The organism is Mesorhizobium sp. 131-2-1 (genome assembly GCF_016756535.1).
Lineage (GTDB): Bacteria > Pseudomonadota > Alphaproteobacteria > Rhizobiales > Rhizobiaceae > Mesorhizobium.
In genome coordinates this window covers 2,041,474-2,066,088 of the sequence record NZ_AP023247.1, presented here as the reverse complement: position 1 = coordinate 2,066,088, position 24,615 = coordinate 2,041,474, and the positions used below count along the sequence as shown (strand labels likewise).

The window sequence follows — 24,615 nt, the reverse complement described above, 5'->3', positions numbered from 1 at the left end:
ACTTCTTTCCACGGATCAGGCGGCTTTTGCCGCACCGGATGACTGACGCTGCAGCAGGCCTTTCATAAGCCTGTCGAGGAAGATCGCGACCGCGACGATCGACAGCCCTGCCCGCAGACCGAGCCCCATTTCCATCCGCGTCAATCCCCTGGTCACCTCGGCTCCGAGACCGCCGGCGCCGACAAGACCCGCCAGCACAACCATCGCCAGCGACAGCAGGATGCACTGGTTGAGACCGACCAGCAGTGTCGGGGTGGCCGACGGGATCTCGATCTTGAACAGGATCGATCGCGGCGAGGCCCCGGTGGCATGGCCAAGCTCCAGGAGGTCTTTTGGCACCTGGTTGAAGGCGAGCGTCGTCAGGCGCAGCATGGGCGGTATGCCGTAGACGATCGTCGCGATGATCGCCGGAACACGGCCAAGGCTGAAGATCATCACCGCGGGGATCAGATAGACCCAGGGCGGCACGGTCTGCATGATGTCGAGCACCGGTCGAATCCCGGCCTCGAACTTCCTGTAGCGCGACGCCAGGATGCCGAGCGGGAATGCGATCGACACGGAAATGATGACCGCCACCGTCACCAGCGCCAGTGTTTGCATCGAGGCCGCCCAAAATCCCGCCAGCAGACAGAAGATGAGGGCGATGGCTGTCACCATCGCGACCCGAACACCGACAAAGAACGCGGCGAGCAGGACGGCGACCATGATCGCCGCATAGGGCGGCGGATAGAGCAGCACGGCTTCAATGCTGCCCAATACCGCCTCGATCAGCCTGGCAATCCCATCGAAGAACGGATGAAAGTTCATGTTCAACCAATCGACGGCTGGTGCGAGATAAGCCCCCGGCGAGAATTGCAGCGCGTCAAGGTTCATCTCGTGCCTCCGCTGGCGCGGCGGGCCGCGCTCTGTGTGAGCCTGTCGAGCACCATGGTCAGGATGACAATCGCGATTGCGGCATTGATCGACGTGGCGATGTCGAGTGTGCGCACCGCTGAATAGATCGTCTCGCCGAGACCGCCCGAGCCGACGATGCCCGCAATGACGACCATGCCGAAGGCCATCATCAGGCTTTGGTTGATGCCGGCCATGATGCTTGGGATGGCGAAAGGAAGCCTGATCTTGGTGAACATCTGCCAGGAAGTCAGACCGTTTGCCTGGCCAAGCTCGATGAATTCGTTCGGCGTCATCCGGATGCCCAGAGAGGTGAGCCGGATGGCTGGAGGCATCGCCACGATGAAGGTGGCGATGAGCGCGGTCGCGGCGCCGTAACCCAGGAGCGCGATCGCCGGGAGCAGATAGATGTAGGGCGGCAGTGTCTGGATGAGATCGAGTATCGGCTCGAGGAACCGGTCGAATGACCTCATGAAACCCGCCGCGATCCCGATGGGGATGCCGACAAGAAGGGCGAGGATCGTTGCGGTGATCACCAGGGCCAGTGTGCTCATGGTTTCGCTCCACAGCCCCATCACCGCGCAGAAGACCAGGGCAAGCCCTGCCAGGATGCCGGCGAAGGCGTTGATCAGGCGCCATCCGAGCAGAGCCGCCACGATTGCGATCACGTAAAAGGGGGCGAGCTGAAGCAGCCACAGCACGCTGCCATAGGTCCCTTCGAGCACGGCCCTGATAAATTCGAACAGCCATTCGCCATTGTCGCTGATCCAGCCAAGCGCGTTGTCCGTCCAGCTGTCGAAGGCGTCCGTGATGGTCGAGATGTCCATTTCGCTCCTCCCACGCTAGGCGGCGCTTTGTGTGCCGGCGACGCCGCGCAGCAGGCCGCGAATGGTCACGACGCCGATGACGGCACCGTTCTCGGCGACGGCGACTGCGTCGCGATCGGACTGCATGGTGAGGTCGATAAGCTCGCCGATGTCGGCCTCTGGCGAGGTGCGAAGAAGTGCATCCACGTCGCAATGCGGCTCTGTCGCCTTGAATTCGGCAACCGTGCGCATGACGGAATGCGCCTTTACGAGGTGGATCCTGGATATGCCGGCCACGAAATCGGAAACATAGTCGTCAGCGGGTTTTGTCACGATCTCCTCCGCTGTCCCGACCTGCACGATGACGCCGTCCTTCATGATGGCGATGCGGTCACCGATGCGGATGGCCTCCTCGAGATCGTGGGTGATGAAGACTGCCGATTTGCCCAGCGACTTCGTCAGTTGCCGGAATTCGTCCTGCAACTGGCGCCGGATCAGCGGATCGAGCGCGCTGAACGGCTCGTCCATGAGGATGATTTCCGGATCGGCGGCCAGCGCCCGCGCCAGGCCGACACGCTGCTGCATGCCGCCGGACAGCTCCTTCGGATAGCGCGAGGTCCAGTCGCCAAGTCCAACCTTCTCGAGGGCCGCACGAGCCGTCTTGTTGCGCTCGTCTTTCGTCACGCCTCTTACCTCGAGACCGAAGCCGGCGTTCTCCAAAACCGTCCGGTTGGGCAGAAGCGCCACGCTCTGGAACACCATGCCGATGTTGCGGGCGCGCATGTCGCGCAGTTCCGCAGGATTGAGCTTGGCGATCTCCTTTCCCTTCACCGTGATCATGCCGAGGCTCGGCTCGATCAGGCGGTTGAGAAGGCGGATCAGCGTCGACTTCCCACTGCCGGAAAGACCCATGATGCAGAATATCTCGCCGCGGCGAACCTGCAGAGTGGCGTCGGAGACGCCGACCACGCAGTCGAACTCCTGCAGCACCTGCTTCTTGGACAGTCCGCGTTCGGAGACAGCCTTGACGGCGGCCTGGGCGCGCCCGCCGAAAATCTTCCACACGGATTGGCAGTCGACCAACACCTCGTTGGCATCATTGATGGCAGTGTTCATTGCGTTCCCCATGGGCCGCAGGATGCCGGCCTTCCTGTTTTTGAAGTTCCGGGAGGGGCCGTCGAACGCCGACGGCCCGCCGTCTCGACGGTTACTGGGTCTTGATGTTTTCCCAGCGCTTCAGCAGGTCGGCATGGCTGTCGGTCCATGCCGTGATGGCCTCGTCCATGGTCTTGCCCTCGTTGACGGCAGAGTTGATCGCGGTGATGTCGGCAAGCGGCACGTAGACACTGGCGATCACCTCGCGGGCATGCGGATTGTCGGCGGAGAAGCCTTTCTTGCCGATCCAGTAGTAGCTCTGCGGCGGCGGGAAGACCGCCTTCGGGTCCTTGAGGAACTTGACGTCATATTTCTGCATCATCCAGGACGGCTCCCAGATCGTGACGGCGATCCATTCCTTGCGGTCGACCGCCGACTTGAGCGCCGCGGTCATGGCAGCGGTGCTGCCCTCAACGAGCTGCAGTTTCAGGTCGTATGCCTTCACCGAGTTTGCCGTATCGCGCATGAGACCCGAACCGGGCTCGATGCCGACGATCTTGCCGCCGAACTTGTCGGCGTTGTCATTCAGCTGGTCCATGGAGTCGATCGTCACGTATTTCGGCACCGCCACGCCCTGGAACAGGCCATGCGAAACCGGCGAGACCTTCTCCAGCTTCTTCTTGTTCTTGTCCCAGTAGTCCTGGGCCACGTAGTCCGTCTGCGAGGCGAGGAGCTGGATGTCGCCCTTGGTCAGCGCGGCGTAGGCGATGCCCCATTCGGAAAAAGGCACGACCTTCACGGTGTAGCCGGAATCCTCGAGCACCTTCTTGGTGATGCCGGTGATGGGGGTGAGGTCCTCCCAGGACATCGTGCCCAAAGTAATGGTCTTTTCCTCCGCCTGAGCGGACAGCATGGTCATACCGACCATCGCGGCAGCGCACAGCGCCTTCCACAACGTCTTCATTTTACTCACTCCTTATTTTTCGTTCCCATTCTCACTGAAGACCTTTGCGGTCGGCTCAGTCTTCACATTGCGCGGCGAGGGCTCATCCCTCGCGGCCAGCACGCAATTCCTGCAGTCGGATCACGGCGTTGACGCCGAGCCATGCGAGCGGCTCGGGAGGGAGCCTCGCTGGTCCAGGTTGATCCGAAAATTCGTCGAGCATGTCCGAGCGGGTGCCAGTCGCCAGATCGGCGGCCATGACGCCGGCAAGCGTGCTCTTCACGGTGCCAAGGCCGTTCTCGCAGCACGCCGAGTAAAGGCCTTCCTCGATTTCACCGAAGGCCGGAACATGATTGCGGCTGAGGCAGAGCCGCCCCGCCCAGACATGTTCGAACGGCACGTCCTTGAGGTCCGGAAACCTGGCGTCCAGGGAAGCCCGCTGCTCCGCGGCGATCCCAGCCAAGCGCTTCTCGCCGACCTGGACGGCCCAGTCGTAGGTGAACCGGGTCCGGATCACGATGCGCGAACTGCCATCGGAACTGATCTTCCTGACCGTCGCACCCATTGGATCGGCCGGCAGCAGGGCCCACCTGTCCTTGCCGGTTGATCTCCCAGCGAAGGGAGCAGTCATCGACGCGTAGGTGAAGACATGCATCAGGCGGCCGCGGAAGTGACCGAAATCCTCGATGTGGCCGTTGACGCCGAGGATGACTTTCGGCGCGGTGACGGTCCCGCTGCGGGATTTCGCCTTCCACGACCCGCCCAGACGCTCAAGCCTGAGCACCGGCGAGTGTTCGAATAGGTCGATTTTGGGCGCCAGCCCCGCAGCAAATCCACGGATGTAGTCGGCCGGCTGGATCATCACGGCGCCGGGCGTGTAGAGGCCTCCGAGGTAGTACGAGGAGCCGGTGATCTCCCGCATCTCGCGGGCATCCAGCAGGCTGTGCTTTTCACCAATGGACTCGAGTGAACGGCCGTAATTGGCATTGAGCCTCATTCCGCGCACCGTGGCGGCAGCATTGACCTTGCCCGACGGATCGAAGGTGCGCTCGGACATGCCGTATTCCGCCGCGGCATCGGCGGCGAAAGAGATTGCAAAACGGTTCTGGGCGATCTCCGCCTTCGTCGCGCTTTCACCGGCAACGGAATATTCGCCGGATGACAAATTGTGCGGGACGTCGATCATATAGCCGGAGTTGCGGCCCGCGGTCCCTTTGGCGATCTCTCCCGCTTCCAGCAAGACAATCTTGTCGCGTGGCCGCAGCTGCGAAAGCCGCCGCGCGGCGGAGAGGCCGGCGAAGCCGGCACCGATGACCAGCCAGTCGGCCGATACGTCGCCGTCGAGCGTCCGGACGGGGAAGCAGCGTTTGCTGATCGCCTCCCAGCCCGAAGTTCCGGATTCCGCCGGAAGACGCTTGACGACGAGGTCGCTCATCTGACGGTTTCGTCGACCGAACGATCCGAAACGTCGATCCAGACCGTCTTCAGTTCGCAGTAATTGTCATGCGCGAAAACAGACTTGTCGCGCCCGCCGAAACCGGATTCCTTGTAGCCGCCAAACGGCGTTGTCGCGTCACCTTCGCCGAAGCAGTTGACGGTAACGACGCCGGCGCGGATCTCGCGCGAAAGCTTGATCGCCTTGCGCAGGCTTCCAGTATAGACGGATGCGGTCAGACCGTAGTTGGTGTCGTTGGCGAGAGCGATCGCCTCGGCAAGCGAATTGAACGTCGTGACCGAAAGGATCGGTCCGAAAATTTCCTCCTGGAACAGGCGGCTCGAAGGCTTGACGCCGTCGACGACAGTCGGTTCGACGTAGATGCCCTTGTGCGTGCCACCGCCATGGGCGACGGTGAGCTTTTCGGTTTTTGCGTCGGTGAGGAAGGATTTCACCTTCTCGAAATGGCTCTTACTGACCAGGGCGCCAATGCGGTTTTCCGGGTCGAGCGGGTCGCCCGTCTTCCACTCGCGCATGTAGGCGCCGATACGCTGCAGCAGCTCGTCCTTGATCTTGGTGTGGACGATGAGGCGCGAGGTGGCCGAGCAGTTCTCGCCCATGTTCCAGAACGCGCCGTTGACAACCTGCTCGGCGACCAGGTCGAGGTCTTCGGCATCATCGAGGACCACCGCCGGGTTCTTGCCGCCGCATTCGAGGACGACGCGCTTGAGATTGGAATCGGCCGCGTAGCGCAGGAAACGGCGACCGGTCGGCGTCGATCCTGTGAACGCGACCATATCGATGCCCATATGCGTGCCGATCGGCTCGCCCACCTCCTTGCCGCCGCCAGGCACGACATTGAGGACGCCCGCAGGGATGCCCGCCTCATGCGCCAGTTCGGCGACGCGCAGCGTGGTCAGTGTCGTCTCCGCAGCCGGCTTCACGATCACCGAGCAACCGGCGGCAAGCGCCGGCCCGATTTTCCAGGCCAGCATCAGGAGCGGAAAATTCCACGGCAGGACGCAGCCGACCACGCCGACAGGTTCGCGCACGACCATGGTCAGCGCCTTCGAGCCCACCGGCGCCGTATTGTCGTAGAGCTTGTCGATGAGCTCGGCATGCCAGCGAATGGTGTTGATGGTGTCCGGAACGTCGACCGTCTGGCATTCACGGATCGGCTTGCCGCTGTCGAGGCTCTCCATGACCGCAAGCTCGTGACGGTTGCGCTCCAGCAGCTTCGCGAATTTGAGGAGGACGGCCTTGCGCTCGCCGGGCGACTGGAGATGCCAGCGGCCATCGTCGAAGGCCTCCCTGGCCTTGGCCACGGCGAAATCGACATCGGTGGCGTCGCACGCGGCGATCTCGGCAAGCGCCTCGCCCGTTGCCGGGTTGGTCGTCTTGAATGTCTTGCCGGAATTCGCCGGGCGGAAAGCCCCGTCGATGAAGGCATTCGCCGGGAACTGAATGCCTGCAGCCAACGCCTTGTATTCGGTCGCGGTCAGAGGTTCATGCATGGTTTGCTCCCGACGTGATCTGGGCGACCGTACGTTTCAGGGTGGCGACGACAGTCTGGAGAGATCTTTTTTCTTCTGAATTGAGCGAGCGCAGCGGCGCCCGCACCGGGCCGGCCTTAAGGCCGATCAGCTCACAGCCATGCTTGATCGACTGGACGAACTTTCCGCACTCGAGGAAATCCATGAGCGGCAGCATCGCGGTCATGATCGCGCGGCCCTTGTCGAAGTTCTTCTCGAGCACGCAGGCCTCGTAGAGCGCGACATGCTCGCGCGGCAGGAAATTGGAGCCGGCGCAGACCCAGCTCCTGGCACCCCATGCGAAGAATTCGAGGGCCTGATCGTCCCAGCCGCAGGAAAGCGAGATGTGCGGAAACTTGCGGGCCAGCCTATGCAGGTTGCCCATGTCGCCGGAGCTTTCCTTGATGGCGACGACGTTCCTGGACTTGCCGACGCGGGAGAAATACTCCTCACCCATCATCACGCCCATGCGGGCCGGATAGTTGTAGAGCATGATCGGAAGGTTCGCGGCGCGGTCGACCGTCAGCGCATGAACCGCATTCTCGCGCTCGGTCGGCAGAGCGTAGGGAGGCGACGACACAAGGATCGCGTCGGCGCCGATCGCCTTCGCTGCCTTGGCATATTCTGCCGAGTCTTCGGTCCTGGTGGCGCCTGTTCCGATAATGAGCGGGAGCCGGCTGCCGATCACCTCCTTGGCAAAGGCGGCGAGATCGAAGCGCTCCTGGGCGCTCTGGGCATAATACTCGCCCGTCGATCCGCCAACGATGATGCCGTGCACCTTCGCCTCGATGAGCGACTCGAGCACCGCCGCGAAAGCATCACGGTCTATCTGCCCGCCGGCATCGAGAGGCGTGATGGCCGGGGTGTAGATACCTTCAAACCTCACGAGGATTTCTCCATCAGCGCAGAAGGCATTTCGACGAGCGCGTCCGCCTTCATTCCCTGCGGCGCGATGAACATTTCCATGTTCTCGCGCGACAGCTCCCAGTGTTCGAAGACGAGGTCGACAACCATGTCCTCGTCATGCGAGCCGATGGCGGCGATGAAGCCGTCATGATGTTCGACGGCGACCAGCAGGCGCTGGCGCATGTCGTCGTTGCGGGGTCGGAAGAAGGTATGGCCGATCCGGGCGTGATCGATCAGCAGACGACCCAGGCTCGGCTGCAGATATTCGTTGCCGGACATCTCGCCGATGATTTCGTGGAAGCGATTGTTCTCCAGAACCATCGCGAGCGGGTCTCCTGTGACGCTGGCGGTCCGGAACCGTTCCTGCGTGTCCTTGAGATCGGCGAGCTGCGCCACCTTGAAGTTCTGGACGGCAAGGCGGCCGATCGCGGCGTAGATCATCGGGGCGACCAGGAAGAAGTGCCTGAGCGTCTGATGGCTCATGGGGCTGACACGCGCGCCGCGATTGGCCCGGATGTCGATGTAGCCCTCCCCCTCGAGACGCCGGAAAATCTCCCGAACGGGCGTGCGCGACAGCCCGTAACGCTCGCTGAGGCTCACCTCATCGAGATCCTGGTCGGGATCGAGTTCCATCGTGAGAATTTGACGCTTCAGGTCGTCGTACAGATCGCTCTTGCCGCTCTTCACCGGAACCTCCCTCGCTTGAATTCCCATGGCATCGCGGACCCGCCGACCGCGATCCGGGCATGGAATTCGCACAAAGCGGCGCTCGAGTCAACAAATTGTATATTTCATGTACACAAATCTTATACACAGAGAATACGAAATCATGGAGCCGACGGAAGGCTCCTGGATCGAGTCATCGTCCAGTCGAGCTATGTCGGGCGCCGATCAGAGGCCGTGAGGTCCTCGTGACCAGCCCATCTATGCGGTGGATACGTCAAGTGCGTTCGGGACGCGCACACGGCGCACACATGGTGATTGTCGCGGTCGCGTCATCGGTTGCCAGGAGGTGCCTCGATAGGCTTCGACCCCTACTGCTTGACGGAAGTGGATGTGCCCCAGGTATCGGACAGCACATAGCCCTGGGGATAGGGATCCGTCGGATCGAGATAGTAGGCATGCTCGCCGGTGATCCAGGCCCTGCCGGTGATCTCCGGAACGATCGCCTTGCGCCCGCCGATTTCAGTCAGTTCCAGTATCCTGCAGGTGAAGCGGGAGCCGATGATCGATTCATGGATCAGCACGTCGCCGACATCCATCTGGCCCCTCGCCTGCAGCACGGCCATGCGGGCCGACGTGCCGGTCCCCGTCGGGCTGCGGTCGGAACGTCCCGGCGAGACGATGCAGGTGTTGCGCGTGACGTTGCCCGGCCCCTGGAACGGCATGGCGAACTGCACGATCGACACGCCGCGCACATGGTCGAATTCCGGATGGACGACATCGAGCTGCTCGCGCGCGGCACGCCTGATCTTCTCGCCCGCCACCGCCAGCTCGCGGGCCTCGTCGGGGGCGACCGAAAAGCCGAGCGCCCTGGCATCGACGATGGCGTAGAACATGCCGCCATAGGCGATGTCCACCGTGAGCGTTCCGAGCCCCTCGACCTCGATGCTGGCGTCAAGCCGTTCAGCGAAGGCCGGCGCATTGCGGAGAGTGATCGACAGGCATTTGCCGTCGCGGCATTCGGCGCGCACCTCGATGACGCCTCCCGGCATGTCGAGCTTGAAGCGCGTCTCCGGCTCCAGCATCGGCACCATGCCGGTCTCGAGCAGGACGGTGGCGACGCAGATCGTGTTGGAACCGGACATCGGCGGGTACTCCGTCGGTTCCATGATAATGGCGCCGGCCACGCAGTCATCGCGCGTCGACGGTACCAGGAGATTGACGTGGCGCGCGACGCTGCCGCGCGGCTCGCAGATCAGCATGCGCCTTATATGGTCGTGATCACGCTCCATCGTGATCATCTTCTCCATCATCGTGCGGCCCGCCGGCGGCAGCACGCCGCCCACGATGACGTCGCCGACCTCCCCTTCGGCATGGCAGCCGACGACACGAATGCTTGCTTTGGTGCGCATTGTTTCTCCCTGGCCTCCACCACTATTTGCTTGGCAAGCAGTGCCGCTCCGGGACAAACTGGTCAATCTGCCAGCCAGTCTCAAGGAGAATCCCAATGGGCGCCAATGTCTTTTCCGGCTGCATGCCGGCTTTGATGACCCCGTGCAACGAGGATCGCCAGCCCGATTTCGATGCGCTCGTGCGCAAGGGACGCGAGTTGATCGCCGCCGGCATGTCCGCCGTGGTCTATTGCGGCTCGATGGGTGACTGGCCGCTGCTCACGGACGAGCAGCGCATGCAGGGGGTCGAGCGGCTGGTGAAGGCCGGCGTGCCGGTGATCGTCGGCACCGGCGCGGTCAACACCGCCAGCGCCGTGGCCCATGCCGCCCATGCGCAGAAGGTCGGCGCCCGAGGCCTGATGGTGATCCCGCGCGTCTTGTCGCGCGGACCCTCGGTGACGGCCCAGCGCCACCACTTCAAGGCGATCCTCGCCGCCGCGCCCGACCTGCCCGCGGTCATCTACAACAGCCCCTATTACGGCTTCGCCACGCGCGCCGACCTGTTCTTCGCGCTGCGCGCCGAACATCCGAACCTGGTCGGATTCAAGGAATTCGGCGGACCGTCGGACCTGCGCTATGCGGCCGAAAACATCACCAGCCGCGACGATGAGGTGGCGCTGATGATCGGCGTCGACACCGCCGTCTTCCACGGTTTCGTCAATTGCGGCGCGTCCGGCGCCATCACCGGCATTGGCAATGTCCTGCCAAAGGAAGTGCTCCACCTGGTCGGGCTGAGCCAGGCGGCCGCCAGGGGCGACGCCGAAGCCCGCCAGCGCGCGCAGGAGCTGGACGCCGCGCTCGCCGTTCTCTCTTCCTTCGACGAAGGTCCCGACCTGGTGCTCTATTTCAAGCACATGATGGTGCTGAAGGGTAATCCCGAATACAGGCTGCACTTCAACGAGACGGACGCCCTGAGCGACAGCCAGCGCGGCTATGCCGAAGCCCAGCTCAAATTATTCGACACCTGGTATTCCCAGTGGTCGAGACAGCCCGGCGTGGTTCAGAGATACGCGGCCTGAACCAGCTTAGGTCTGAGTCCGAACGCGGACGACGGCGACGGGTTGTCGATGAGTATGCGATTGCTGCATGCATCACAGGTCCGCAGAGGAGCGTTCCCGCTCCTGGTGAAGCCGCGCTGAGCCACGCCAACGACCGCCCGGCGACGCGCGCCGGCTGGCCAGAATGGATAGCCGCCGGGGCAACGTCCGGCCTGCGGATCAATGCTTTTGGACCGAAAGGAGCATGCGAGCTCGCGGAACGGCATAGACGCGCGGAGCCGACATTCGCGTTCCGCCAGGCGAACGATCACTGCCAATGCAAAGCGGTCGGTGCCTGCAAGATACATGATTCGATTGCCTGGGCCGATCGGTGCTACACTGGCAAGCCGGTCAACGCGCAGACGCCTGTTCAAGAACATGACCAAAGTAACCGCTCTACCTGACCAAATCGATTTTGACGTGGCCGCCGATGAGACCTTGCTCGAGGCGGCTCTCAGGTCGGGTGTGCCGTTCGCACATGCCTGCGGCGGCCGGGCAAAATGCTCGACATGCCGTGTCTGGGTACTGGATGGCCTGAAGACCTGCCCGGACCGAAATTCAGCTGAGACTTCGATGGCGGACCGGTTGAGATTGGCGGACGAGGTTCGGCTGGCCTGTCAGCTCAGGCCGGAAGGCGAGATTCGCGTCCGACGCCTGGTGCTGGACGAAACCGACTTGATGATCACCAGCCAGCTCGGCGGTTCTGCCGCTACGCGTTGCGGCGAAGCAAAGCATGTTGCGGTCTTCTTCAGCGACATTGTCGATTTCACGGCGCTGTCTGAGCGGCTTTCGCCCTACGACGTGATGTACCTACTCAATCGCTACTTCGCCCAGGTCGGCGACATCATCGAGCAGAATGGTGGTTTCATCGACAAGCTCATCGGCGATGGGCTGATGGCAATATTCGGTATCGACGACCAGCCCGACGCTCCACTTCGCGCCGTGAACGCCGCGCTTCAGACCCTCGCGACAGTCGATCGTCTGAAGCCGTTCTTTGCCTCGATGTATGGCATCGATTTCGATATTCGGATCGGCCTCAACTATGGCGAAGCCGTCATCGGCACATTGGGTTTTGCCGGACACGAACGTCTCACGGCAATCGGCGACGTGGTGAATGTGGCCAGCCGGATCGAGGCGGCCAACAAGGATGCCGGTACGCGACTGCTGATATCCGAGGCCCTTCGCGACCAGATCGCCGACAAGGTGGAAATCGCCGACTTCGTCAGGGTACGCCTTCGCGGTACCGGCGAGCGCACGAGCCTGTTCGAAATCGTCGGGCTGAAGCCCGAAATCGACGCCGAGCTGAATGCCAAACGGCCTCGTGAAACCATCCGTCAGGGCGGCAGGAGGTGGATCCGCGCTTTTGCCGACGGCGAGCTTCGGCCCTACGAACGCCGGGTGCTCGATTTTGAGGACTACGATATCGTCGTCGTTCGCGGATCCGACAGCTATTGCGCCTTCAACAATGCCTGCCCGCATCTTCATCTGCCGCTCTACGAGCGCCGAAGTTCCGCTCAGACCGAAAAGCTGAAGCTCCCGCACACGGAGAGCACGATCACCGCGGATCTTGGCCTGGTCTGCCGCTGGCATCAGAGTTGTTTCGACCTGCTTACCGGTGAAATCAGGGACTGGGCCAAGTTGGAGCACGACGGTACCAGGGCGGGCATGGAATATTTGGGTGACATTTCGAAAAACCGCTCAAAGCTGATCGTTTATCCCTGCCGAAAGCAGGATGGCTTTGTGTGGATCGGGCTCGAGTGAAAGCGACGGTCCGTCGCGATCCCGCCTCGCCTTTTTTCCAGATAGTCGTGCACGCCGCGGCGGGCCCCTCGCGGTCGAGGCCGAAGCGGAAGAGGGCGCGACCGCCGCAATGAACCGCCCCCGACGCTGGGCACGCTGCGGCGCTCGTGGGCCAGAAACCGCTGCCTCACCTATCCTCCTTTTCAGTCTCATCGAATTCGGTGATCTCAGATGACTTGGCGCCTACGGTGGCTGCCAACAGCGACAACCGCTCGCTGACGGCCTCGCTGTCAGGCACGCGGGCGGAGCTTCCGACCTCAAGACGCACGCGGTTCGGGCCAATCGAAAGGCGCGAGCTTGCCAGTACCGACGGAGTGCCGCCGGACAGCCGATAGGCAAGCAGAATGGCCCGACCAAGCACTTCGGCGTGGCGACGCCTTTCCCCTTGCAAGAGTCTCTGCGCTGGGCCGAGGTAGGCTGCGTCGAGACGGCCCGCGTAGCGGGCGTGGATGGCAACAGCCAGAAAAGCCCGTTCTGAATGCTCCAGCCCGATGAACGGAAACTGGAGCACACGACGAAAACTCTCCTCGGCCCTGATGTCGGGATGATCCCGCCAGCCGAGATCGGAGAGAGCGCACAGGGCGACCCGCAAGCGGGTGTCGGCAGGCGTTTCGCCGTCAAACAGATCGGCTGTCCACGAAACCAGCGCCTGGGCAAAGTCCGGCACGCGCGCGGCCGGCAAGCCGACCAACTGGGCCCCTTCCACCAGGGGGTCGAGATAGCGTTCTTCCTCGGCAAGCTGCGAATAAAGCCAGCCTTCGCGCAGACCAAGCGCCGAAAACACGAGATGTTCCGGCGAGAGGTGCTTCAGCACGCGATCAAGCATCATTGCCGCCGCAGGCAATGTGCGGACGCGCCGTTTGGGCACGCCTTCCAACTCCGCGAGCTTGGACGCGGACAATCGCAAGATGGTTTTTGCGAAGGCGCGGGCATCGGTTGCCGCAATGCGATAACCATGCACGACCTGAACGGGCGCTCCGACAGCAAGCATATGCGCTTTGGCAAAGGTCCGCCAACCGCCGCCAACCGCGAAGAATGTCGGATGACCAAATGACGAGGGCAAACCGCCCTTCAGCAACGCATCGATGCTGCGTTTGGCGTTGCCTTTTTCCTGCATGAGCGCTTCGACCGGCAGTGCGCCCAGTGGCAGGCTGACCCAGCGTTCGCCGACCCGATCGTCAAGGGCTTCGGCCACTTCCAGGCTGCCACCGCCCATGTCCCCGACGACACCGACCGGCCGGAAGAACCCGGAGATGACGCCGAGCGTGGCAAACCGGGCCTCTTCAGCGCCTGAAAGTATGCGAACATCGATTCCGGTTTCCGCGCGGATCGTATCGACCAGATCCTTGCCGTTGGCCGCGCGTCGAACCGCTTCGGTCGCCGTGGCATCGAGGCGCGCCACCTTCATCGCATCGGCGATGGCGCGGAAACGGCGTACAGCCTCGACGGTTCGGCGAAAGCCATCCGCGGCGATCAAACCTGTCTGTGCAAGCCCATCGCCGAGGCGGCAGAGAGACTTTTCGTTGAAGCGCGGCAGCGGCGCGCGGCCAAGCTGATCATAGACGACAAGGCGAACCGAGTTGGACCCGATATCGATGATGCCGTACGGGTCCCGCTCGAGCCGCCCCGCTCGCTTCGGATCGAGATCGAGTGGACGATGGATGGGTTTCGTGCCGGCCTCGGCCCTCATGAAACGCCCCCGTGTGGAACCCAGTTCGTTGGCGGTACGCTGCGTCGGCTTTCTGCCGATCCCAGCATACTATTCCCTGCGGTACAACACTGCGGAGATTACCGCAAAGACGGTCAACGCTGCGACCAATCAGTGCCTCACAGATTGCCGATGCAGAGATATTTGATTTCCAAATAGTCGTCCGCGCCGTGGCGGGAGCCTTCGCGGCCGAGACCGGATTGCTTGATGCCGCCGAAGGGCGCCGCTTCGCTGGATATCAGGCCGGTATTGATCCCGACCATGCCGTATTCCAGCGCCTCGGCCACCCGCCAGACCTTCTTCAGATCGCCGGCGAAGAAATACGCCGCGAGCCCGAATTCGGTGTCGTTCGCTTGCGCGATCACATCCTCGACGGTGTCGAAGCGGAAGAGTGGCGCGACCGGGCCGAACGTCTCCTCGCGCGCCACCTGCATGCCGCGGGTGACGCCGGTCAGCACGGTCGGCGAGAAGAACGTGCCGGCGCCTTCGATGCGCTTGCCGCCGATCAGCACCGTGGCGCCTTTCGACACCGCGTCCTCGACATGGCTCTCGACCTTCGCCAGCCCCTTGTCGTCGATCAACGGACCGACCATCACGCCCGTCTCGAAGCCGTCGCCGACAGGCATCGCCGCGACCTTTGCCGCCAGCCTGGCGGCGAAGGCGTCATAGACACCGGACTGGACGTAGAGACGGTTGGCGCAGACGCAGGTCTGGCCGGCATTGCGGTATTTGGAAGCGAGCGCGCCTTCGACCGCCGCATCGAGATCGGCGTCGTCGAAGACGATGAACGGCGCGTTGCCGCCGAGCTCGAGGCTGACCTTCTTGATCTGGTCGGCGCACTGGCGCATCAGGATGCGGCCGACCTCGGTCGAGCCGGTGAAGCTGATCTTGCGCACCTTGTCGTTGCCGCACAATTCCTTGCCGATGGCCGGACCGTCTTCCCCGACGATGACGTTGAAGACGCCGGCAGGCAGGCCCGCCTGCTCGCCGAGGACGGCCAGCGCCAGCGCCGAAAGCGGCGTCTGTTCGGCCGGCTTGGAGACAACCGTGCAGCCGACGGCAAGCGCCGGAGCGACCTTGCGCGCGATCATCGCGGCGGGGAAATTCCACGGCGTGATCGTGCCGACGACGCCGACGGGCTGCTTGATGACGATCATGCGCTTGTCGTTCGACGGCGCCGGGATCGTCTCGCCATAGATGCGCTTGGCCTCTTCCGCGTACCACTCGACATAGGCGGCGGCGTAGAGGATCTCGCCGCGGGCCTCGGCGAAGGGCTTGCCCATCTCGGCGGTCAGGATGGCCGCCAGCTCGTCAGCGTTGGCGACCATCAGCTCGTGCCATTTGCGCAGGATCGCGGCGCGCTCCTTGGCGGGGCGCGCGGCCCAGGCCGGCTGCGCGGCATGAGCGGCTGCGATTGCGTCCCGCGTTTCGGCGGCGCCCATATCGGGCAGCGACGCCAGCACTTCGCCGGTCGCCGGGTTCAGCACGTCGAAGGTCCTGGTCGCGCCGCCCGCGGTCCAGACACCGTCGATGTAGCCGGTGTCGCGCAGGAAGCGCGACGAGAAGGAAACATGCTTTGTCAGCGCGGTCGTGAAGGCCATGTCATTGCTCCGGGGCTGGAAGGGGGCTCTGGCTAGTTACCGGCGCTTGCTTCGAGGATCGCGCTTTCCAGAATGTCGAGCGCCTCGCCGAAGACACCGTCCTGTATGGTGATCGGCGCAAGGAAGCGGATGACGTTTCCATGCACGCCGCAGGTAAGCAAAATCAGGCCCTTTTCGAGCGCGATCAGCCGCACCTTGTTGGCGAAGTCGGCGCTTGGCAGCTTGGTCGTCCTGTCGTTGAACTCGACCGCGTTCATGAAGCCCGGACCACGGATGTCGACGATCTGCGGTGCCTTCTCCCGCAGCGATTCCAGGCGCTGCTTGAGCCGGTTGCCGAGCTGGTTGGCGCGGCCGCAGAGATCCTCGTCCTCGATGACGTCGAGAACTGCGTGGGCCGCGGCGACGCCGATCGGGCTGCCGCCATAGGTGCCGCCCAACCCACCCGGGCCCGGCGCGTCCATGATCTCGGCGCGGCCGGTGACGGCGGCCAGCGGGAAGCCGCCGGCCAGGCTCTTGGCCATCGTCACCAGATCGGGCGCCACGGCATGATGATCCATCGCGAACATCTTGCCGGTGCGGGCGAAGCCCGTCTGCACCTCGTCGGCAATGAGCAGGACGCCGTGCTGGTCGCACAGGTCGCGCAGCGACTTCATCAGCGACGCCGGCGCTGGATAGAAGCCGCCCTCGCCCTGCACCGGCTCGATGATGATCGCGGCGACACGCTGCGGATCGACATCGGCGGCAAACAGCTTCTTCAGCGCCGCGAGCGACTGTTCGGCCGTCACGCCATGGAGCTCGATCGGGAACGGCACGTGGAAGACGTCGCCGGGCATCGCGCCGAAGCCGACCTTGTAGGGCACCACCTTGCCGGTCAGAGCCATGCCCATGAAGGTGCGGCCATGGAACCCGCCGCCGAAGGCGATGACGGCGGAGCGGCCGGTCGCGGCGCGGGCGATCTTAACGGCATTCTCGACCGCCTCGGCGCCGGTCGTGACGAAGATCGTCTTCTTCGCGAAATCGCCCGGTGTCAGCGCATTCAGCCGCTCGGCCAGCCGCACATAGCTCTCATAGGGAACGACCTGATGGCAGGTGTGGGTGAAATGATCGAGCTGATCCTTGACCGCCGCGATCACGCGCGGATGGCGGTGGCCGGTGTTGAGCACAGCGATGCCGGCGGCGAAATCGATGTAGCGGCGGCCTTCCTTGTCCCAGATTTCGGCGTTCTCGGCACGCTCGGCATAGATCTGCGTGGTCATGCCAACGCCGCGGGAAATCGCTGCATTCTTCCGGTCAGTGAGGGTGGTCGCGGCCATCATGCGCTCCTGCGCTTTGGGGGGTGAACAGAGATATCTTGCATAATTTCTGCAAGACGTGTAAAAACTTCCTACATTTTTTCTGCAAGAATGCAAGCAGAGTTTTCGGCTTCAAACCACCGCCGTTTTCGGCGATGGTCCTGGGCAGGGCTGAGAGACAAACGAACCGGGAATATTCGGCTTATGAGCAGTGCCACGCCCGTGCGCTACAAGGTGGCGGAGGCGGCGAAATCCGCGGGCGTCTCGGCCTCGACGCTGCGCCTTTGGGAAAGCCAGGGGCTCGTCGTGCCGGGACGGTCGGAGACCGGTCATCGGCAGTACAGCGCCGAGGACGTGGCGCGGCTGAAGAAGATCGCCTGGTACAGGACCGAGCGCGGCCTCAACCCGGCGGCCATCCGCGAGGCGCTGGAAAGCGAAGCGCCGTCCGACAGTGCCGACATCACGGATGCGTCCGACCTCGGCCGCAGGCTGCGCAGCCTTCGCCATGGCGCAGGGAAGACGCTTGACCAGGTCGCCGCCGATGTCGGCATTGCGGCCTCCACGCTCTCCACCCTCGAACGAACGTCGCAGGGCGTCAGCTTCAAGACCTTGCATGACCTGGCGCAGTATTACGGCACCACCGTTTCACGGCTTTCCGGCGAGGAGCGGGACGACGTGCCGGCGCTGGTGCGTGCCGGCGCATGGCGGACATGGCCGGAAACCACGCCGGGCGTCACCGTGCAGCTTCTCGCCGAGGGGCGCACGATGATGGACTGCCACCGCTTTGTCCTGGCGCCGGGCGCCGCCAGCGAAGGCGCCTACCGCCACGAGGGTGAGGAGTTCATGCACGTGCTGTCCGGGCGCCTCGAGCTGGTCCTGGATACCGACCAGTTCTTCGATCTCGGCCCCGGCGATTCCCTGTATTTCGAAAGCCGCCGCTACCACTCCTGGCGCAATCGCCACGACGGCGAGACCGTCCTGCTCTGGATCAACACCCCGCCGACCTTCTGAGCGGGACGGCTGCCGAAAAGATGGCAAGCCTCGGCGCCGTCACGGCGAGCGGGCCAGCGCCCCCCTCTTGGCGCCCAAAGCAGAGGCGGATTTGCCTTTCCGCGCCACCGCCTTACACGCCTCGGCTGAAGTAGAGAATCGAGAGGTTGCATACAACTTTAGTAAAAAGTTATGAATTAACTAACCATTAACGTATCGCTTAACTTCCTGCTGCTTTTATCTAGAATATTCGAGGGTGGAATACTTCTCGAATGCGCAGGGCAATGGAAAATCCGCAAGGAGACGTTGAAGGACCTGAGCCCTCGTCCGAAGCGGATGAGGCGGCTGCCGCGCGCCGGGAATCCGCACCTTTTGCCGAGAACCTTTCCGCTTTCCCGACCGTACTGATCGGCGGGCTGCCGATCACGGTTATCGATCGGCGGGAAGCGGCGCATCTGATGATCGCCGCGGCGCGAGGGCATCTCCCCGGAAACCGTCCCTACTATTTCACCTCAGCCAACGGGGACGTCATCGCCCAGACGCTCGCCAATGCGGAAACGGCCGGACTCTTTCGCGCGGCCGACCAGATCTTCGCCGACGGTCAGCCGCTTGTTTTCGCTTCGCGCCTGCTGTGCAGCGTGCACCTGCCGGAACGGGTCGCCACCACCGACCTTTTTCACGATGTGGCCAAGCTCGCCGAGCGCGAGGGCACGACGTTCTACCTGCTGGGATCGACGGAGGCCGAGAACCGCAACGCCGTTGCCGGCATGAAGGCCAGATATCCCGGCCTGCGCATTGTCGGCAACTCGCATGGCTACCTCGCCGGCGAAACACTTGAACGGAAGCTCGACGAGATCAATGCGCTCGCGCCCGACATATTGTGGCTGGGCCTTGGCGTTCCGCGCGAGCAGATCTTCGTCCGCGACTTTGCCTCGCGCCTTTCGAATGTCGGCGTCATCAAGACGTCGGGCGGGCTTTTCGACCATCTTGCCGGCAAGGTGCGGAGGGCGCCGCTTTGGGTCCAGAAAGCCGGCTTCGAATGGCTGTGGCGCGTGCTGATGGAGCCGCGCCGGCTTTTCTGGCGCTATTTCACCACCAGCCCCCAGGCCATCTACGCCATATTGAGGTATTCCAAATGACCGTCGATCAGTCCCGCCCTCCGCTGCCAGCGGGGGTCGACTCGGAGATCGTCATCGTCGGCGGCGGGCTGTCCGGCACGCTGGCGGCGAACGTGCTCGGCCGTGCAGGCTATCAGGTCACGCTAGTCGACCGCTATCCCGTCTTTCCCAGGGAATTCCGCGTCGAGAAAATCGCCGGCGACCAGATCGAAAAGTTGCGCCGCATCGGCCTTCTGGACAGGCTGGCCAGCGCGGCCGTCGCGTTCGATGAGATCGTCAACATCCGCAGGGGGCGTCTTCTCGACCGCACGCATGCCCGGCACTACGGCATCTTCTACGATGACCTCGTCGGCGCCATGCGGGCTGAACTGCCCGAAAACGTCCGCTTCATCGCTGGCCGGGTCAACGCTCTGGAGGCGGGAACGGACCGTCAGCGCGTGTCGATCCTGGGACAAGGCGACGTCACCGCCAGGCTACTCGTGCTCGCCACCGGCATGGGCGACATCCTGAAGCGCGACCTCGGCATCGAGCGCCGGTTCGTCCACCAGCGGCAGTCGCTGACCTTCGGCTTCAACCTTCGCCCGGCGGGGACCAGCCCCTTCAAGCATCCGGCGCTCACCTACTATGGCGAGCGGACCTCGGACGGCATCGACTATCTCAACCTATTCCCGGCCGCCGACGTCACGCGCGCCAATCTATTTGTCTTCAGGGATCATCGTGACCCCTGGGTGAAGGCCTTGCGCGAGCGGCCCAGGGAAACGTTGATCGACACCCTGCCCGGGCTCGTCAAGGCATTCGGCGATTTCGAGGTCATGGACAAGGTCGAGAGCTGGCTGACCGACATCACCGTCGCCGAGAATTGCGTGAAAGACGGCGTCGTCCTGATCGGCGACGCCTATCAGACATCCTGCCCCGCGGCCGGAACGGGCGTCAGCCGTCTGCTCACCGACGTCGAGCGCCTGTGCAACGTGCACGTGCCGCAATGGATGGCCTCGCCAGGCATGGCGGCCGCGAAGATCGCGACCTTCTACGGCGACCCGGCGAAGCTCGCGATGGATGCGCGCGGGCTTCATCTGGCGGACTTCCGCCGTAGCCTGACGATCGAGAATGACCTGCGCTGGCGCGCGTGGCGGCAGCTCCACTTCAGCCGCCGCCGCATCATGCATGGGATCAACAGGCTGAGCCCCCGTTTCGCCGCCAGGCTGCGCGGGCTGGGAAGGCCGAGGCTCGAAGCCGCGACGTAATGCGGGCTGATCCGAGACCGCAAACCACACCGACCATCCAGCCCGTGCTTTTGTAGACAGTCGGCCGAGCGCGACGCGCTTCAGGTTTTTCGGACTTCGGGACTCAATTCCTCGTCAGCGGCAACCGGCGATACGACCACGCGATTGGGCGCAGCCCTCTCGCCGTGCAGCACGCGCCGCGCCAGCACCTTGGCCGCAGGCAGTTTCTCCACCGTCAAATGCGCCGCGTAGCCGAGCGGGCTCCCCGCCCGGAAGATCTGCCACATTGGCGACGGCCGGCCGCCGAAGATGCGCTTGTAGGGCTCGTCGCCGATGGTGAAGTCGAGGGAATGGTCGCCGCGCGCGATGCAGTCGCGCGCGATCTGTTCGAACAGCAGGCTGCCGATTGACTGCTTCCTGTAGCCGGCCTCGTCGAAGCCGCCGAGTATGACGAGAAGCGAGCCGTTATGCGCAAGCCCAAGCGCGCCGGCGATCGCCCTGTCGTTCATCCAGAACGTGTAGGTGCGCGCGAAGCCGTCGCATCCTTCTGTCGCTACGGCCAGATAGAAATCGAAATACGACTGCTGTTGCAGCAGGTCAGCAGGGCCGTTGCTCCCGTCGAACCGCTTGCCGCGGTAGATCTTGAGCGCGTCGAATGTGGTGCGGATGGTGTCAATGGTCTCGGCGCATTCGAAGCGCGCCTCCCCCATTCGACCGAGCTGCCGGGATTTCTTGTCGAGCTCCTTGCGGTAGGACTGGTCGAGCTGATGTTCCCGCCAGGAGGCGAATGTCGGCTCCAGCTTGCTGGAATAGGCGCTCATGCCCATGCTTTCGCGCTTTTCAATGCCGAGCAGGCGCTCCATGGCCAGCGAGCGATCCGCCAGCTTGCCGATGCGCAGCAGGTCATAAGGCCGCAACAGCTTGCGGATCGCCGTGACGGTGCGGCTATCGGCCAGGATGCGCGACAGGGTCTCCTCATCGGTGACCGGCGACACATAGTCGGAGACGCGCATGTCGGCGAATTCCACGACCTTGAGCAGCGTGTATCGACGCCTGACCAGTGGCAGAACCATCGCAAGCTTTCCGCCAGGACCGGCGCGCACGACGATGATCAGCGGCGTGGCGGAGCTCTGCCGGACGATCCGCTCATAGAGCTGCGCCAGCCATATCGGGTGCTGAAATGCCGTTGCCGCCGAGTTGGCGAACAACTCGGCATATTCCGTCGAGCGGAAGTCGAAGGAATCCTCGGCAGTGACTTCAAACATATGATCCGAACCCGCAGACAGCGGCCCGATCTATCGACGACGTCTCGCGTTCCGCGTCAAGGCAAATCGCAGGAAAGTTAGAAACTTGGTATATGCAAGAGTTCGGACGCCGGTTGCAAATCTGTCATGCATTCTGCGTTCCGCAGGATCGGGCCGGGGCAGTCGAGATTTATTTTCCCGCAAATCACGCATGCGGATTTCAAGTGTAACTGCAAGGTAAGCTTTTTCGGCCAAGCCATTTGTTTTCGAGTGTCCGCAGCCCGAGCACCAATACAACCGCGAACGGGAATGACATGGTCTCGATCGATGTGATTGTTCCGCAATCCGCCCCTCGCCGATGGCAAGAGCTCGTCATCGAGCGGCTTGGCGCTGACGGTCACGATGTGGCTGTGCTGCATCAACCCGAAGCGGCCGCATGGCCGGCTGCGGCAAAGGCCGCCTTTGCCTTCGAGCAGCGCCTGTTTCGACGGAAGGGGCCCAGCCTCGGCGCACCTCTAGGCAAGATCGAGGCACGATCCGGCGGCCGGCCCGCCGCGTTGAGGCTCGACCTTGCCGGCAACGCCGCACCTTCGGACATCCCAACAATTGGCCTTCTGTTCGACGGTTCGCGCTTTGACCTCATGGCGGCGATAGCGGTCGCGGCCGGCAGGCTGCCAGTGATCGAGGCCGTCCTCGACGGCAAGACGGTGGTGGGCCGGGCTCTGCCGATGGTGGACAAGCGGGAATCGGCGGCACTTGGCGCCGAGGATGTGCTTGCCCGCGCCGTGACCCTGATCGTTTCGATCGCGCGGGCCTTCGCCAAAGGCCGGCCCTTCCATAGCGATGGAACGCCTGACGACCGATACCGCAGCAAGGCAACGGCGTTTGGCTTCGCCTCCGCCTATCTGGGCTCCGCGCTGCCCAGGCTTGGCCGGGAGGCCATACGGCGCGTCGGCTACCGCCATGCGCATTGGCGCGTCGGCTACCGCTTCACCGATGCGCCTGGCGTGGCCGAGACGGGCCGGCTCGGGACCGGCTGGTCGGTCCTGCCTGATCCGGGCGACCATTTCTACGCCGACCCTTTCCCGTTCCAGTGGCGGGGACGGTCATTCCTCTTCGTCGAGGATTACCCTCATGCGACCGGCAAGGCCGTGATCTCCGTCGTTCCATTCGATGCGAGCGGCGTCCCTGAAAAGCCGAGGGTCGTGCTGGAGGAGCCGCACCACCTCTCCTACCCGCAGGTGTTCGAGCGCGACGGCGCCATCTGGATGCTGCCCGAGGCCAGCGCCGGCGGCAGGCTCACCCTCTATCGCGGGTCCAGCTTCCCGGACCGCTGGATCGCCGAGACGGTGCTGGTCGAAGGTGAGATCTCCGACGCCACGCTGCTCGAGCATGGCGGGCTGCTTTGGCTGTTCGCAACGGACCGCGACGGCCACGGCAGCACTTCCGACACGCTTGTGGTCTTCTCCGCCCCCGCTCTGTCCGGCCCGTGGAAGCCGCATCCCATGAACCCTGTCCTGATCGATCTTCGCATGGCCCGCCCCGGTGGGGCTTTCATCCGCAATCGGGAGGGTAGTGTCCTGCTCCCTGTCCAGGACGGGACGCTCGGCTATGGCGGCGGGCTCGGCCTATCCGAATTGCTGGAGCTCGACCAGCGGACGGTGCGGCTTTCGCAGCCGCGGCCGGTCGACCCGCAAGGCGACTGGCCATACCCGAAGATCCACACGCTCAACCGCGCCGGCAGGCTGGAGGTGATCGACGGGATCGCGGCAGTGCGAAAGCGCTCAGGAAAGCAGTAGCGCCTCGTAACCCGCGCACATCCGCGCCGGCGAATATTTCTGTCCGAGCCGCCGTCCCGCCGCGGAAAGCCTGGCCATGAGTTCCGGCCTGGCGATCATCTCGGCAAGGCCCCCGGCCATGCCCTCGGCATCGGCCTTGACGAAGATCGCCGCCGCTTCGCCATCCTCGGCCGTCAGCACCTCGCGCATCACCGCAAGGTCGTTCGACACCACCGGCAGACCGGAGATCGCCGCTTCGACGCAGGCAAGACCAAAGGTCTCGGTCGTCGACGGAAACGCATAGGCGTCGCCAGCCGCGAGGAACTCGAAAATGCGCGCCGTGGGCACTTCGCCGACCACATGCAGCCGGTCCGCAATGCCCCGGTTCCCGGCAAAATCGACAAGCGCATCCCGCTCCGGTCCGACGCCGGCGAGCGCCACATGGATATCCGGAAGGTGCGCGAGCGCCCCGACAAGAGCGATCTGGTTCTTCATCTGCGTCAGGCGCCCGGACGAGACGGCAAGCCATGCATCCTGGGGCAAGCCGAAGGCGGCGCGCGCCGCCACCTTGTCGAAGTCTCCCTGCGGTGCGGGGACGCCGTGATCGATGCGCCGGATCCGCCGCCGGTAGGATCGCGGATAGCGATCGAACTGGGCTTCCGTCCAGGCCGAGTTGACGACATTCGCCTGGTAAAGCCCCGACATGCCCATCACCTTGTCGATCTGCGAGAGCAGGCCCATCACCCCTTTGGTCTGCGGCGCGCCGCTCTGGTTGGCGACGATGTGCCGGACACCGGCCAGCCGGGCGCCGATGGTGCCGAATATGTTGCCGTAGTGCTGATAGGAGATGACGGCATCCGGCCGCGCCGCGCGCAGATAGGCCGCAAGGCCGATGGCTGCGCGGACCTGTCCGGGCAATCCTCCCGGGCGCTCGGCAAGGATGAAATCCGCATACGGATCGCCGTCGAAGGCGTCAGTCTTCCGGTACATGAAAACGGTGCGCACATCGTGCCCGCGTGCCCGCAGGCCTTCACTCACCATGTCGGAAATACGTTGCGCGCCCGCGGCCTCGGCCTGGGTCTGAACCTGGATGATCTTCACA

The 24,615-nt window shown here is 63.7% G+C and carries 20 protein-coding genes; 6 read left to right on the top strand and 14 right to left on the bottom strand.

What is annotated here, in order from left to right; all coding sequences use genetic code 11:
• Positions 1-15: 15 nt before the first annotated feature.
• The 9 genes from JG743_RS10105 to JG743_RS10065 all read right to left on the bottom strand — a co-directional run bounded on the left by JG743_RS10105 (position 16) and on the right by JG743_RS10065 (position 9,683).
• The gene (locus JG743_RS10105; RefSeq protein ID WP_202300058.1) at positions 16-873 is read right to left on the bottom strand and encodes an ABC transporter permease; all 858 of its coding nucleotides are present in this window, start codon (positions 871-873) and stop codon (positions 16-18) included.
• Complete coding sequence (locus JG743_RS10100; RefSeq protein ID WP_202300057.1) at positions 870-1,718, bottom strand: ABC transporter permease; 849 nt, start codon at positions 1,716-1,718, stop codon at positions 870-872. The genes JG743_RS10105 and JG743_RS10100 overlap by 4 nt, the downstream gene beginning before the upstream one ends.
• A 15-nt stretch (positions 1,719-1,733) precedes the next feature.
• Positions 1,734-2,813, bottom strand: a complete 1,080-nt coding sequence (locus tag JG743_RS10095) for a quaternary amine ABC transporter ATP-binding protein (protein ID WP_202300056.1) — start codon at positions 2,811-2,813, stop codon at positions 1,734-1,736.
• Between the two features lie 91 nt (positions 2,814-2,904).
• Positions 2,905-3,756 carry a glycine betaine ABC transporter substrate-binding protein gene (locus JG743_RS10090; RefSeq protein WP_202300055.1) on the bottom strand — a complete coding sequence of 284 codons (852 nt, stop codon included), beginning with the start codon at positions 3,754-3,756 and terminating at the stop codon, positions 2,905-2,907.
• A gap of 82 nt (positions 3,757-3,838) precedes the next feature.
• Positions 3,839-5,170, bottom strand: a complete 1,332-nt coding sequence (locus tag JG743_RS10085) for an NAD(P)/FAD-dependent oxidoreductase (RefSeq protein ID WP_202300054.1) — start codon at positions 5,168-5,170, stop codon at positions 3,839-3,841.
• Positions 5,167-6,684 (bottom strand): aldehyde dehydrogenase, encoded by a 1,518-nt coding sequence (locus JG743_RS10080; protein WP_202300053.1) that lies wholly within the window; start codon positions 6,682-6,684, stop codon positions 5,167-5,169. The genes JG743_RS10085 and JG743_RS10080 overlap by 4 nt, the downstream gene beginning before the upstream one ends.
• Positions 6,677-7,588, bottom strand: coding sequence for a dihydrodipicolinate synthase family protein (locus JG743_RS10075; RefSeq protein WP_202300052.1), 912 nt, complete (start codon positions 7,586-7,588; stop codon positions 6,677-6,679). Before JG743_RS10075 ends, JG743_RS10080 begins: the two co-directional genes overlap by 8 nt.
• Positions 7,585-8,322, bottom strand: a complete 738-nt coding sequence (locus tag JG743_RS10070; RefSeq protein ID WP_202300051.1) for a GntR family transcriptional regulator — start codon at positions 8,320-8,322, stop codon at positions 7,585-7,587. The genes JG743_RS10075 and JG743_RS10070 overlap by 4 nt, the downstream gene beginning before the upstream one ends.
• Positions 8,323-8,642: 320 nt before the next feature.
• Positions 8,643-9,683, bottom strand: coding sequence for a proline racemase family protein (locus JG743_RS10065; RefSeq protein ID WP_202300050.1), 1,041 nt, complete (start codon positions 9,681-9,683; stop codon positions 8,643-8,645).
• A 95-nt stretch (positions 9,684-9,778) separates the two neighbouring features.
• Between JG743_RS10065 and JG743_RS10060 the strand changes: the two genes are divergently transcribed.
• Both JG743_RS10060 and JG743_RS10055 read left to right on the top strand, forming a co-directional pair.
• Positions 9,779-10,741, top strand: coding sequence for a dihydrodipicolinate synthase family protein (locus JG743_RS10060; RefSeq protein WP_202300049.1), 963 nt, complete (start codon positions 9,779-9,781; stop codon positions 10,739-10,741).
• A 396-nt stretch (positions 10,742-11,137) separates the two neighbouring features.
• Complete coding sequence (locus JG743_RS10055) at positions 11,138-12,520, top strand: adenylate/guanylate cyclase domain-containing protein (protein WP_202300048.1); 1,383 nt, start codon at positions 11,138-11,140, stop codon at positions 12,518-12,520.
• Positions 12,521-12,686: 166 nt separating this feature from the next.
• Here the strand turns inward: JG743_RS10055 and JG743_RS10050 are convergent, their stop codons facing one another.
• The 3 genes from JG743_RS10050 to JG743_RS10040 form a co-directional block, all read right to left on the bottom strand.
• Positions 12,687-14,249 (bottom strand): Ppx/GppA phosphatase family protein, encoded by a 1,563-nt coding sequence (locus tag JG743_RS10050; protein WP_202300047.1) that lies wholly within the window; start codon positions 14,247-14,249, stop codon positions 12,687-12,689.
• A gap of 137 nt (positions 14,250-14,386) precedes the next feature.
• Complete coding sequence (locus tag JG743_RS10045; RefSeq protein WP_202300046.1) at positions 14,387-15,868, bottom strand: NAD-dependent succinate-semialdehyde dehydrogenase; 1,482 nt, start codon at positions 15,866-15,868, stop codon at positions 14,387-14,389.
• Positions 15,869-15,900: 32 nt separating this feature from the next.
• Complete coding sequence (locus tag JG743_RS10040) at positions 15,901-17,181, bottom strand: 4-aminobutyrate--2-oxoglutarate transaminase (protein ID WP_202300045.1); 1,281 nt, start codon at positions 17,179-17,181, stop codon at positions 15,901-15,903.
• Positions 17,182-17,364: 183 nt separating this feature from the next.
• On the opposite strand from JG743_RS10040, the gene JG743_RS10035 reads away from it, so the two are divergent.
• The 3 genes from JG743_RS10035 to JG743_RS10025 all read left to right on the top strand — a co-directional run bounded on the left by JG743_RS10035 (position 17,365) and on the right by JG743_RS10025 (position 20,512).
• Positions 17,365-18,171 carry a MerR family transcriptional regulator gene (locus JG743_RS10035; protein ID WP_202300044.1) on the top strand — a complete coding sequence of 269 codons (807 nt, stop codon included), beginning with the start codon at positions 17,365-17,367 and terminating at the stop codon, positions 18,169-18,171.
• Between the two features lie 251 nt (positions 18,172-18,422).
• Entirely contained in the window at positions 18,423-19,289 is an 867-nt protein-coding gene (locus JG743_RS10030; RefSeq protein WP_244673097.1) for a WecB/TagA/CpsF family glycosyltransferase, read from the top strand.
• Positions 19,286-20,512 carry an FAD-dependent oxidoreductase gene (locus JG743_RS10025; protein ID WP_202300043.1) on the top strand — a complete coding sequence of 409 codons (1,227 nt, stop codon included), beginning with the start codon at positions 19,286-19,288 and terminating at the stop codon, positions 20,510-20,512. The genes JG743_RS10030 and JG743_RS10025 overlap by 4 nt, the downstream gene beginning before the upstream one ends.
• 80 nt (positions 20,513-20,592) lie before the next feature.
• Here JG743_RS10025 and JG743_RS10020 read toward each other — a convergent pair whose 3' ends face one another.
• A complete protein-coding gene (locus tag JG743_RS10020) occupies positions 20,593-21,756 on the bottom strand; it encodes a GNAT family N-acetyltransferase (protein WP_202300042.1) in 1,164 nt (387 codons plus the stop codon).
• 293 nt (positions 21,757-22,049) lie between these two features.
• On the opposite strand from JG743_RS10020, the gene JG743_RS10015 reads away from it, so the two are divergent.
• Positions 22,050-23,534: a glucosamine inositolphosphorylceramide transferase family protein gene (locus JG743_RS10015; RefSeq protein ID WP_202300041.1), complete on the top strand. Its 1,485-nt coding sequence runs from the start codon at positions 22,050-22,052 to the stop codon at positions 23,532-23,534.
• Here the strand turns inward: JG743_RS10015 and JG743_RS10010 are convergent.
• The gene (locus tag JG743_RS10010; RefSeq protein WP_202300040.1) at positions 23,520-24,614 is read right to left on the bottom strand and encodes a glycosyltransferase family 4 protein; all 1,095 of its coding nucleotides are present in this window, start codon (positions 24,612-24,614) and stop codon (positions 23,520-23,522) included. The two genes, JG743_RS10015 and JG743_RS10010, sit on opposite strands and share 15 nt — an antisense overlap.
• Position 24,615 lies beyond the last annotated feature (1 nt).

Bases quoted from the DNA above. Each gene is read 5' to 3' on its own strand.
- JG743_RS10105 (WP_202300058.1), bottom strand. From the start codon at position 873: ATGAACCTTGACGCGCTGCAATTCTCGCCGGGGGCTTATCTCGCACCA.
- JG743_RS10100 (WP_202300057.1), bottom strand. From the start codon at position 1,718: ATGGACATCTCGACCATCACGGACGCCTTCGACAGCTGGACGGACAAC.
- JG743_RS10095 (WP_202300056.1), bottom strand. From the start codon at position 2,813: ATGAACACTGCCATCAATGATGCCAACGAGGTGTTGGTCGACTGCCAA.
- JG743_RS10090 (WP_202300055.1), bottom strand. From the start codon at position 3,756: ATGAAGACGTTGTGGAAGGCGCTGTGCGCTGCCGCGATGGTCGGTATG.
- JG743_RS10085 (WP_202300054.1), bottom strand. From the start codon at position 5,170: ATGAGCGACCTCGTCGTCAAGCGTCTTCCGGCGGAATCCGGAACTTCG.
- JG743_RS10080 (WP_202300053.1), bottom strand. From the start codon at position 6,684: ATGCATGAACCTCTGACCGCGACCGAATACAAGGCGTTGGCTGCAGGC.
- JG743_RS10070 (WP_202300051.1), bottom strand. From the start codon at position 8,322: ATGGGAATTCAAGCGAGGGAGGTTCCGGTGAAGAGCGGCAAGAGCGAT.
- JG743_RS10065 (WP_202300050.1), bottom strand. From the start codon at position 9,683: ATGCGCACCAAAGCAAGCATTCGTGTCGTCGGCTGCCATGCCGAAGGG.
- JG743_RS10060 (WP_202300049.1), top strand. From the start codon at position 9,779: ATGGGCGCCAATGTCTTTTCCGGCTGCATGCCGGCTTTGATGACCCCG.
- JG743_RS10055 (WP_202300048.1), top strand. From the start codon at position 11,138: ATGACCAAAGTAACCGCTCTACCTGACCAAATCGATTTTGACGTGGCC.
- JG743_RS10050 (WP_202300047.1), bottom strand. From the start codon at position 14,249: ATGAGGGCCGAGGCCGGCACGAAACCCATCCATCGTCCACTCGATCTC.
- JG743_RS10045 (WP_202300046.1), bottom strand. From the start codon at position 15,868: ATGGCCTTCACGACCGCGCTGACAAAGCATGTTTCCTTCTCGTCGCGC.
- JG743_RS10040 (WP_202300045.1), bottom strand. From the start codon at position 17,181: ATGGCCGCGACCACCCTCACTGACCGGAAGAATGCAGCGATTTCCCGC.
- JG743_RS10035 (WP_202300044.1), top strand. From the start codon at position 17,365: ATGAGCAGTGCCACGCCCGTGCGCTACAAGGTGGCGGAGGCGGCGAAA.
- JG743_RS10030 (WP_244673097.1), top strand. From the start codon at position 18,423: ATGCGCAGGGCAATGGAAAATCCGCAAGGAGACGTTGAAGGACCTGAG.
- JG743_RS10025 (WP_202300043.1), top strand. From the start codon at position 19,286: ATGACCGTCGATCAGTCCCGCCCTCCGCTGCCAGCGGGGGTCGACTCG.
- JG743_RS10020 (WP_202300042.1), bottom strand. From the start codon at position 21,756: ATGTTTGAAGTCACTGCCGAGGATTCCTTCGACTTCCGCTCGACGGAA.
- JG743_RS10015 (WP_202300041.1), top strand. From the start codon at position 22,050: ATGGTCTCGATCGATGTGATTGTTCCGCAATCCGCCCCTCGCCGATGG.